Origin of the sequence: Actinomadura rugatobispora (genome assembly GCF_042656285.1) — a bacterium.
Taxonomy (GTDB): domain Bacteria; phylum Actinomycetota; class Actinomycetes; order Streptosporangiales; family Streptosporangiaceae; genus Spirillospora; species Spirillospora rugatobispora.
The window spans coordinates 16288-27222 of sequence record NZ_JBHSON010000130.1; the positions used below are offsets into that span (position 1 = coordinate 16288).

1 protein-coding gene is annotated in these 10935 nt (G+C 75.0%); it reads left to right on the forward strand.

The genetic code is table 11. The features are described from left to right. Positions 1–459 precede the first annotated feature (459 nt). A partial coding sequence (locus tag ACFPZN_RS50795; protein ID WP_378291536.1) for an amino acid adenylation domain-containing protein occupies positions 460–10935 on the forward strand: 10476 nt, incomplete at its 3' end.

The following is a 10935-nucleotide window of genomic DNA, read 5'->3' on the forward strand; positions in this document are numbered from 1 at the left end:
CACTACGCGTAATCAGGATGGCCGAAAAGGGCCGCCGATCCTTGTCACTTCCCGCGCGACGGGTGGGTCCGGCGGTGCCGGGGCGCGCCGATCCTTTGTCACAGACGTGAGCGATTCCCGGGGCCAAGTTCTACATGTGGGGGGATTGCGGGCCGCGCGAGGCCGCTGGTTGACTGTCCCTCCGCTACTCCTGAGTAGAGACATGGTCGAGAACGGCTCTCGCCGGCGGTGGAAAGTGGTGGCCCCGGGCACCGGCGGGGTCCGTACGGGCATGCGCGGCAACACTCGCGCATGCCCTTCGCCGACCCGGGGGGAAGGCTCGGGAAAGGGGATGGGGACGGCTCGACGTATTGTGCTCGCTCTGCATTTTCCGCTTCGGTTCCGCCGTGCGTTCCGCGCCGCTTCCGGCAGCGCGCGGGCGGCGCGAAACAAAGCCTCCGACCGGGAAAGTAACGCGTGATGCCCGCTATCGAGTACGTGCCCCTTTCCGCCGCCCAGCGCAGTGTCTGGTACGCGCAGCAACTGGCGCCGCGCACGCCGATTCACATCGCGCAGTACATCGACATCGAGGGCCCGGTCGACCCGGCGGTGTTCGACCGGGTGGCCCGGATCGCCGCGCACGAGGCCGAGGCGCTGCACCTGCGGTTCACCGAGCGCGGCGGGGTCCCGTGCCAGATCATCGATCCCGCCGCGGCGGCGACCGTCCCGCTGGTCGATCTGAGCGGCGCGGCCGACCCGGAGGCCGCGGCGCGGGACTGGACGCGGGAGCGGATGGCCGAGCCGCTGCCGCTGGACGCCGAGCGGCTGTACGTGACCGCGCTGCTGAGGCTGGGCCCGGACCGGTACCGGTGGTTCATCCGCGCGCACCACATCCTGGGGGACGCCCACAGCGGGTCGGTGATCAGCCGCCGGTTCGCCGAGATCTACACCGTGCTGGCCCGCGGCGGCGAGTACGAGCCGGCCGAGCGCGGCTCGTACCGGGCGCTGCTGGCCGAGGACGCCGCCTACCGGGAGTCGGAGCGGTACGAGCGGGACCGCGCGTACTGGACGGAGCGGTTCGCCGACCGGCCGGTCGCGGTGAGCCTGGCCGAGGGGATGGCCGAGCCCGCCGCCGACTACCTGACCCGGACCGCCCTGATCCCGCCGGGGGAGACGGCGGCGCTGGCGGCGGGGGCGCGCCGGCTGCGCACCGCCGCGCAGGGCCTGGCGATCGCGGCGACCGCCGCGTACGTGGCGCGGATGACCGGTACCGGTGACGTGATCCTGGGCCTGGCGGTCGCGGGCCGCACCTCGCAGGTCGCGGTGGAGACGCCCGCGCAGCTGTCGACCGTCCTGCCGCTGCGGGTGGCGGTGCGGCCGGGGATGACGGTCGAGGAGCTGGTGCGCACGGCGACCCGGGCCGCCGCGCGGGCGCTGCGGCACCAGCGGTACCGGCGTGAGGACCTGCTGCGGGACCTGCGGCTGCTGGGGGAGCGCCGCCGCCTGCACGGGCCGGTCATCAACATCATGGCCTACGACTACCGGCTGGACTTCGCCGGGACGCCCGCCCGGATGCACGCCCTCACCACCGGCCCGGTGGACGACCTGTCGATCAACCTCTACGACAACCTGGACGGGGCCGGGATGCGCGTCGACTTCGACGCGCACCCGGACCTCTACACCTCGGCGCAGGTCGCCTTCCACCAGGACCGCTATATCCGGTACCTGCGCGCCCTGGGGGAGGCCGACCCGTCCACGCCGCTGCGCGAGGTCGAGCTGCTGGACGAGGCCGAGCGGCGGCGCGTCCTGCGCGACTGGAACGACACGGCGCTGCCCGTGCCGGGCGGCGTGGTGCCGGAGCTGGTGGAGGCACAGGCGGCGCGCACCCCGGACGCCGTGGCGGTGGTGCACGACGGCGCGGAGCTGACGTTCGCGGAGCTGAACGGCCGTGCCAACCGGCTGGCCCGCGATCTGATCGGCCGCGGTGTCGGCCCGGAGGACTTCGTCGCGCTGGCGCTGCCGCGCGACGCCGGCCTGGTGGTGGCGGCGCTGGCGGTGCTGAAGGCGGGCGGGGCGTACCTGCCGGTCGACCCGGCCTACCCGGCCGACCGCGTCGCGTTCATGCTGGACGACGCGTCCCCCGCGTGCGTGATCACGACGGCGGAGGCCGCCGGGCGGCTGCCGGACGGCGCCCCGCGCCTGCTGCTGGACGAGACCGCTCTCGACCGGTACCCGGCCGGGGACGTGACGGACGCCGAGCGCCTGCGCCCGCTGCGCCCGGGGAACGCCGCCTACGCCATCTACACCTCCGGTTCGACGGGGCGCCCCAAGGGCGTCGTGGTGTCGCACGCGAGCGCGGTCGGGTTCTGCGCGTGGGCGAAGGCGGACTTCGGGCCGGAACGGCTGGCCCGGGTGCTGTTCTCCACGTCCATGAACTTCGACGTGTCGGTGTTCGAGTGGCTCGCGCCGCTGGCGGCGGGCGGCCGGATCGAGGTCGTGCGGGACCTCCTGGAGGTCGCCGAGCGCGGCGGCTGGGAGGGGACGCTGGTCAGCGGGGTGCCGTCGGCGATGGCGGCGCTGCTGGAGACCGGCCCGGCGCTGTCGGCCGGGGACGTGGTGCTGGCGGGCGAGGCGCTGCCGGCCCGGCTCGTCCAGGACCTGCGGGCCGCCGTCCCGGGCGCCCGCGTCTCCAACATCTACGGGCCGACCGAGGCCACCGTCTACGCCACCGCCTGGCACGACGACGGCAACACCGCCGGGCACGCGCCGATCGGCCGCCCGCTGGCCAACACCCGCGCCTACGTCCTGGACGCGGCGCTGCGCCCGGTCGCCGCCGGAGTGCCGGGCGAGCTGTATCTGGCGGGCGGCGGGCTGGCCCGCGGCTACCTGCGCCGCCCCGGTCCGAGCGCCGAACGCTTCGTCGCCTGCCCGTTCGGGGCGCCGGGCGAGCGCATGTACCGGACCGGCGACCTGGTCCGCTGGGACGACGCCGGCCGGATCGAGTACCTGGGCCGGGCCGACGACCAGGTCAAGGTGCGGGGCTTCCGGATCGAGCCGGGCGAGATCGAGGCCGTGCTGGACGCGCACCCGGGCGTCGTGCGGAGCGCCGTGGTCGCGCGCCGCGACGCCGCCGGGGACACCGTCCTGGTCGGCTACGCGGTCGGCGCCGCGACGGGCGCGGAACTGCGGGCGCACGTGGCGGCGCGGCTGCCGGAGTACATGGTCCCGGCGGCGGTGGTCGTCCTGGAGGCGATGCCGCTCAACCCCAACGGCAAGCTCGACCGGGCCGCGCTGCCCGCCCCCGACTTCGCGGCGTCCGCCGCCCCGGCCGGGAGCCGCGGGCCGCGCGACGCCCGCGAGGAGGCCCTCTGCGGCATCTTCGCCGAGGTGCTGGGCGTGGAACGGGTCGGCGTCGACGACGGCTTCTTCGCCCTGGGCGGCGACTCCCTCAAGGCCACCCGCGTGGTGTCCCGCGCCCGCGCCGCGCTCGGCGCAGACCTGACCGTCCGGGCGCTGTTCGAGCACCCGACCGTGGCAGCCCTGGCCGCCCTCCTCGCCGAACGCGCGGACGACCGGCCCGCGCGCCCCGCGCTGGTGCCCGCCGAGCAGAGCGACCTGGTTCCGGTTTCGTACGCGCAGCGGCGGCTGTGGTTCCTGAACGATCTCGAAGGCCCGTCCGCCACGTACAACATCCCGATCCCGCTGCGCCTCACCGGGCCGCTGGACCTGGACGCCGTCCGCGCCGCGATGCGCGACGTCCTCGCGCGCCACGAACCGCTCCGGACGGTGTTCACCGAGACCGGCGGCGAGCCGTACCAGCGGATCCTCGCCCCGGACGAGGCGGACGCCGAGCCGGAGACCGTCGCCGTCACCGCCGCCGGCCTGCCCGGCGCGGTGCTCGCCGAGGCCACCCGCGGGTTCGACCTCGCCGCCGAGATCCCGATCCGCGCCACCGTCTTCCGCCTCGGAAACGAGGAGCACGTGCTGCTGCTCGTGCTGCACCACATCGCCGGGGACGGCTGGTCGATGGGGCCGCTGGCCACCGACGTGATCACGGCGTACGCGGCGCGGGCCGCCGGGCGGGCCCCGGAGTGGGCGCCGCTGCCCGTCCGGTACGCCGACTACGCCGTCTGGCAGCGCGACCTCCTCGGCGCCGAGGACGACGCCGGCAGCCTCGCCGCCCGGCAGATCGCCTACTGGCGCGAGGCCCTGGCCGGGCTGCCCGAGGAACTGGAACTGCCCGCCGACCGGCCCCGCCCGGCGCGCGCGTCCTACCGGGGCGCGCAGGAGGCGTTCACGATCCCCGCCGACCTGCACGCGGCGCTCGCCGACCTGGCCCGCGAGCACCGGGCGAGCCTGTTCATGGTCGTGCAGGCCGCGCTGGCCGCGCTGTTCACCCGGCTCGGCGCGGGCACCGACGTCCCGATCGGGTCGCCGGTCGCGGGACGGACCGAGGACGCGCTCGACGACCTGGTGGGGGTGTTCGTCAACACGCTGGTGCTGCGGACCGACACCTCCGGCGACCCGGCGTTCGCCGAGCTGCTCGGCCGCGTCCGGGAGACCGACCTGGCCGCCCTCGCCCACCAGGACGTCCCGTTCGAGCGGCTGGTCGAGGTGCTCAATCCGCGGCGGTCCATGGCGCGGCACCCGCTGTTCCAGGCGATGATCTCCATCCAGAACAACCCGGCCCGGCGCGTGGAGGTGCCCGGCCTGACCGTCGAGGCCGAGCCCGTCGACCCCGGAGTCTCCCGCGTCGACCTGGCGCTGCTGGTCGAGGAGCTGACCGGCCCCGGCGGCGAGCCCGGCGGACTGGACTGCCGCCTGGAGTACGCCCTCGACCTGTTCGACCCCGGGACCGCCGCGGCGCTGGCCGCCCGCCTGGTGCGGCTGCTCGCCCACGCCGCCGCCCACCCGGACCGGCCGATCAGCGAGGCGGACCTGCTCGACGACGCCGAACGGCACCGGCTGCTGCGCGAGTGGAACGACACCGCGCTGCCGGTCCCGGCCGCCGTCGTCCCCGACCTGGTGGAGGCCCAGGCCGCCCGCACCCCCGGCGCCACCGCCGTCATCGCCGCGAGCGGCGCCGTCTCGCTGACCTACGCCGAGCTGAACGCCCGCGCCAACCGGCTGGCCCGCCACCTCATCGACCGGGGCGTCGGCCCTGAGGACTTCGTCGCCCTGGCGCTGCCGCGCGAGGCCGATCTCGTGGTCGCGGCGCTGGCCGTGCTGAAGGCGGGCGCCGCGTACGTGCCGATCGACCTGGACTACCCGGCAGGCCGCATCGCCGCCATGCTCGCCGACGCCGCCCCCGCCTGCGCCGTCACCACACGCGGCGCGGACCTGCCCGGCGGCACGCCCCGCGTCGACCTCGACGCCCTCGACCTGGCGGCCCACAGCGGCGCCGACGTCACCGACGCCGACCGGGTCCGCCCGCTGCGGCCGGGCAACCCCGCCTACGTCATCTACACCTCCGGCTCCACCGGCAGGCCCAAGGGCGTCGTCGCCTCGCACGCCGGCGTCGTCGACTTCGCCGCCGGGGCGGCGGAAGGCTACGGCGCTGCGCGGACGGGCCGGGTCCTGTTCTCCGCCTCGATGAGCTTCGACCTGTCGGTGTTCGAATGGCTGGTGCCGCTCACCGCCGGCGGCACGGTCGAGATCGTCCAGGACCTGCTGGAGGTCGCCGGGCGCGGCGGCTGGGAGGGCGCCCTCGCCAGCGGCGTGCCGTCCGCGGTGTCCGCGCTGCTGGCCCGGGGCGGGCTGCGCCTACGCGTGGACGACGTCGTCCTCGGCGGCGAGACGCTGCCGCCCCGGCTCGTCCACGAGCTCCGCGCCCTGCTGCCGGACGCGCGGATCTCCAACATCTACGGGCCCACCGAGGCGACCGTCTACGTCACCCACTGGTACGACGACGGCAACGCGGCCGGGCACGCGCCGATCGGCCGGCCCACGGCCAACACCCGCCTGCACGTCCTGGACACCGCGCTGCGTCCCGTGCCCGTGGGCGTGCCGGGGGAGCTGTACGTCGCGGGCGGCGGCCTGGCCCGCGGCTACCTGCGGCGCCCGGCACTGACCGCGGAGCGCTTCGTGGCCTGCCCGTTCGGCGAGCCCGGCGAGCGCATGTACCGCACCGGCGACCTCGTCCGGTGGACCCCCGCCGGGCAGCTCGACTACCTCGGACGGCTCGACGACCAGGTGAAGGTCCGCGGCTTCCGGATCGAGCCCGCCGAGATCGAGGCCGCGCTGGCCGCGCACCCGGCCGTGACGCGGAGCGCGGTCGTGGCCCGGCCCGACGCCGCGGGCGACACCGCGCTGGTCGGCTACGTCACCGCCGCGGCCCCCTGCGACCCCGCCGAGCTGCGCGCCTTCGTCGCCGGAACGCTGCCCGCCCACATGGTCCCGGCGGCGGTCGTCGTCCTGGACGCGATGCCGCTTAACCCCAACGGGAAGCTCGACCGGGCCGCGCTGCCCGCCCCCGACCTCGCCACGCCCGCCGGGCCCGCCCCGGGCCGCGGCCCGCGCGACGCCCGCGAGGAGATCCTCCGCGGCATCGTCGCCGACGTCCTCGGCCTCCCGGACATCGGCGTCGACGACGGCTTCTTCGACCACGGCGGCGACTCGCTCAAGGCCACCCGCGTCGCCGCCCGCGCCCGCGCCGCCCTCGGCACCGACCTGTCCGTCCGCGCCCTGTTCGAGACCCCGACCGTCGCGGGCCTGGCCGCGCACATCGCCCGCCTCGACGCCGCCGGGACCGGGCACGGGCGGCCCGCCCTGGAACCCGTGCCCGCCGGCCGCCGCCCCGACCCGCTCCCGGTGTCGTACGCGCAGGAGCGGCTCTGGTTCCTGGACCGGCTGGAGGGGCCGGGCGCGACGTACAGCATGCCGATCCCGCTGCGGATCACCGGCGAGCTCGACCACGCGGCGATGCGCGCCGCCCTCGCCGACGTCGTCACCCGGCACGAGTCGCTCCGCACCCTCTTCGGGGACATCGACGGCGAGCCCCACCAGCGGATCCTGTCCCCGGACGACGCCGCCGCGCGCCTCACCCTCACGACCGGCGAGGTCGTGGCGGGCGGGCTCCACGACGCGGTCTTCGCCGACGCGACCCGCGGCTTCGACCTGGCCGCCGACCTCCCCGTCCGCGCCCACCTCTACCGGACCGCGCCCGGCGAGCACCTGCTGCTGCTCGTCCTGCACCACATCGCCGGGGACGGCTGGTCGATGGCCCCGCTCGCCCGCGACGTCATCACCGCCTACCTCGCCCGCCGCGACGGCGCCGCCCCGGAATGGCCCGCGCCGCTCCCGGTGCAGTACGCCGACTACGCCCTCTGGCAGCGCGCCCTCCTCGGCGACGAGCACGACCCCGGCAGCCTGGTCAACCGGCAGCTCGCGTACTGGAAGCAGGCCCTCGCCGGGCTGCCCGACCAGCTCGACCTGCCCGCCGACCGGCCGCGCCCGCCGCGCGCCTCCTACCGCGGCGGGCAGGTGCCCTTCCAAGTCGACGCCGCCCTGCACGCCAAGGTCACCGCGCTGGCCCGCGAACACCAGGTCAGCGCGTTCATGGTGCTCCAGGCCGCGCTCGCCGCGCTGCTCACCCGGCTCGGCGCGGGCACCGACGTCCCGATCGGGACGCCGGTCGCGGGACGCACGGACACCGGACTCGACGACCTGGTCGGCGTCTTCGTCAACACGCTGGTGCTGCGCACCGACACCTCCGGCGACCCGGCCTTCGCCGAGCTGCTCGGCCGCGTCCGGGAGACCGACCTGGCCGCCCACGCCCACCAGGACGTCCCGTTCGAGCGGCTCGTCGAAGCCCTCAACCCGGCGCGGTCACTGGCACGGCACCCGCTCTTCCAGGTCATGCTCACCCTCCAGAACAACCCCCGGGCCGCCGTCGACCTGCCCGGCCTGACCGTGGAGCCCGAGCCGATGGACGCCGGGGTCGCCAAGTTCGACCTCGAATTCCTCCTCGAGGAACGCGACGGCGCGCTCGCCGGGACCCTGGAGCACGCCCTCGACCTCTTCGACCGCGACACCGCCGAACGGTTCGCCGCCTGGTACGTCCAGGTCCTGGAGGCCGTCACCGCCGACGCCGCCGTCACCGTCGCCGGCCTGGACCTGCCCGGCGCCGACGAACGCCGCGCCCGCGCCGCGGAGACCACGGCTGCTCCAGGGCCCACAGTGAAGCGCCTGGTCGCCTACGTCGTCGCCGCGCCCGGCCAGACCGTCGACCCCGAGGAACTGCGCGCCCACGTCCGCGCCGGGCTCCCCGAGTCGATGGTCCCGGCCGCCGTCGTCGTCCTCGACGCGATGCCCCTCACCCCCAACGGGAAGATCGACACCAAGGCGCTGCCCAGGCCCGACCTGGACGCCGCGCCCGCCGCGACCCCGTACCGGGCGCCGCGCGACGCCCGCGAGGAGACCGTCGCCGCCGTCTTCGCCGACCTGCTCGGCGTCCCGCGCGTCGGGATCGACGACGACTTCTTCGCCCTCGGCGGCAACTCGCTGATCGCCATGCGGGTCGCCGGCCGGATCCGCCGCGCCCTGGCCGCCGAACTCCCCGTCCGGGCGCTGTTCGAGGCCCCCACCGTCGCCGGGATCGCCGCGCTGCTCGACGGCCTCCGGGACGGGGACGGGAACGGAGGCCCGGCCCGCCCGCCCCTGGAACCGCGCAAACGCCCCGACCCGCTCCCGCCGTCGTACGCGCAGCGGCGGCTGTGGTTCCTCAACCGGTTCGAGGGGCCCTCCGCCACCTACAACATGCCGACCGCGCTGCGCATCCGCGGCGCCCTCGACCACGCCGCGCTGCAGGAGGCCCTCGGCGACCTCGTCACCCGGCACGAGTCGCTCCGCACGATCCTGCCCGACAGCGGCGGCGTCCCCCGGCAGGTGATCCTCGACCCCGCCGCCGCCCGTCCCGAACTGGAGATCACCGACACGAGCGAGGCCGAACTGCCCGCCCGCCTCGGCATGGCCGCCGGACACGCCTTCGACATCTCCGCCGAACCGCCGCTGCGCGCCCACCTCTTCCGGCTCGCCCCCGACGAGCACGTCGCCCTGCTGCTCATGCACCACATCGCGGGCGACGGCTGGTCGATGGCGCCGCTCGCCCGGGACCTGATCGCGGCGTACGCGGCGCGGGTGGAGGGTGGTGTGCCGGGGTGGGCGCCGTTGCCGGTGCAGTACGCCGATTACACGTTGTGGCAGGAGGAGTTGTTCGGGTCGGAGGACGATCCGGAGAGCCTGGTGTCAGGGCAGATCGCGTACTGGCGCGAGGCTCTGGCCGGTTTGCCGGAGGAACTGGCGCTGCCGTCCGACCGGCCCCGGCCCGCCGAAGCGTCCTACCGGGGCGGCACCGCCCGCTTCCGCCTCGGCCCCGACGTGCGCGAGGCGCTCCTCACCCTCGCCCGCGAGACCGGCGCCAGCCCGTTCATGGTCGCCCAGGCCGCCTTCGCCGCCCTGCTGACCAGGCTCGGCGCCGGAACCGACGTCCCCATCGGCTCACCGATCGCCGGACGCACCGACGACGCCCTGGACGACCTGGTCGGCATGTTCGTCAACATGCTAGTCTTCCGCACCGACACCGCGGGCGACCCCTCGTTCCGGGAGCTCATCGCACGGGTCAGGGAGACCGGCCTGGCCGCCTACGCCCACCAGGACGTCCCGTTCGAGCGCCTCGTCGAAGTCCTCAACCCGCCCCGCCACCTCGGCCGCCACCCGCTCTTCCAGGTCGGCCTCACCTTCCAGAACAACCCCGAGGCCAGGCTGGAGATGCCCGGCTTCAGCGCCGAACCCGAACCGCTGAACGCCGGAGTGTCCCGCTTCGACCTCCTGATGATCCTCACCGAGCGCGCCGACGGCCTCGACGGCGAACTGGAGTACGCCCTCGACCTGTACGACCCCGCCACCGCCGAACGCCTGACCGCCCGCTTCGAGCGCTACCTGACCGGACTCCTCGCCGCCCCCGACGCCCCGATCGGGACGGTCGACGTCCTCGACCCCGCCGAACGCGAGACCATCCTGAGCGACTGGGCGGGAGGCCGGACGGGCACGGCGCCCGATGCCGGTGACGCGACGATCCCGGCGCTGTTCGAGGCGCGTGCGGCCGAGCGTCCTGATGCTCCGGCGGTGACGTTCGAGGGGCGGACGCTGTCGTACGGGGAGCTGAACGCGCGGGCCAACCGCCTAGCCCGGCACCTGATCGAGCGCGGTGCGGGGCCCGAACGCTTCGTCGCCCTGCGGCTTCCGCGCTCGGCCGATCTGGTCGTGGCGATCCTCGCGGTGCTGAAGACCGGGGCCGCCTACGTGCCCATCGACCCGGACTACCCGGCGGAGCGCATCGCCCACATGCTGGACGACGCCCGGCCCGTCCTGACCCTCGACACCGTCGAGGTCCCCGACGACCTTCCCGGCACCGACCTGAACGTTGCCGTCCATCCGGAGAGTGCGGCGTATGTGATTTATACGTCGGGGTCGACGGGGTTGCCGAAGGGTGTGGTGGTTCCGCACAGGAATGTGGTGCGGTTGCTGGGGTCGACGGAGGAGTGGTTCGGATTCGGTGCGGGTGATGTGTGGTCGTTTTTCCATTCGTTCGCGTTTGATTTCTCGGTGTGGGAGTTGTGGGGTGCGTTGTGTTATGGCGGCCGTGTGGTCGTCGTCCCGTACCTGACCTCGCGTTCGCCCGGCGAGTTCCTGGAACTGCTGGCCGCTGAGAAGGTCACCGTCCTGAACCAGACTCCGTCGGCGTTCTATCAGCTGGTGGCGGCCGATCGGGAGCGTCCGGAGACGGACTTGTCGGCGTTGCGGTTCGTGGTCTTCGGTGGTGAGGCTCTGGAGTTGGGCCGCTTGGAGGAGTGGTATTCGCGGCACGGGGATGAGGCCCCGGTGCTGGTGAACATGTACGGGATCACCGAGACGACCGTGCACGTGTCCTACCAGCGTCTCGACCGCGCGTTCGCC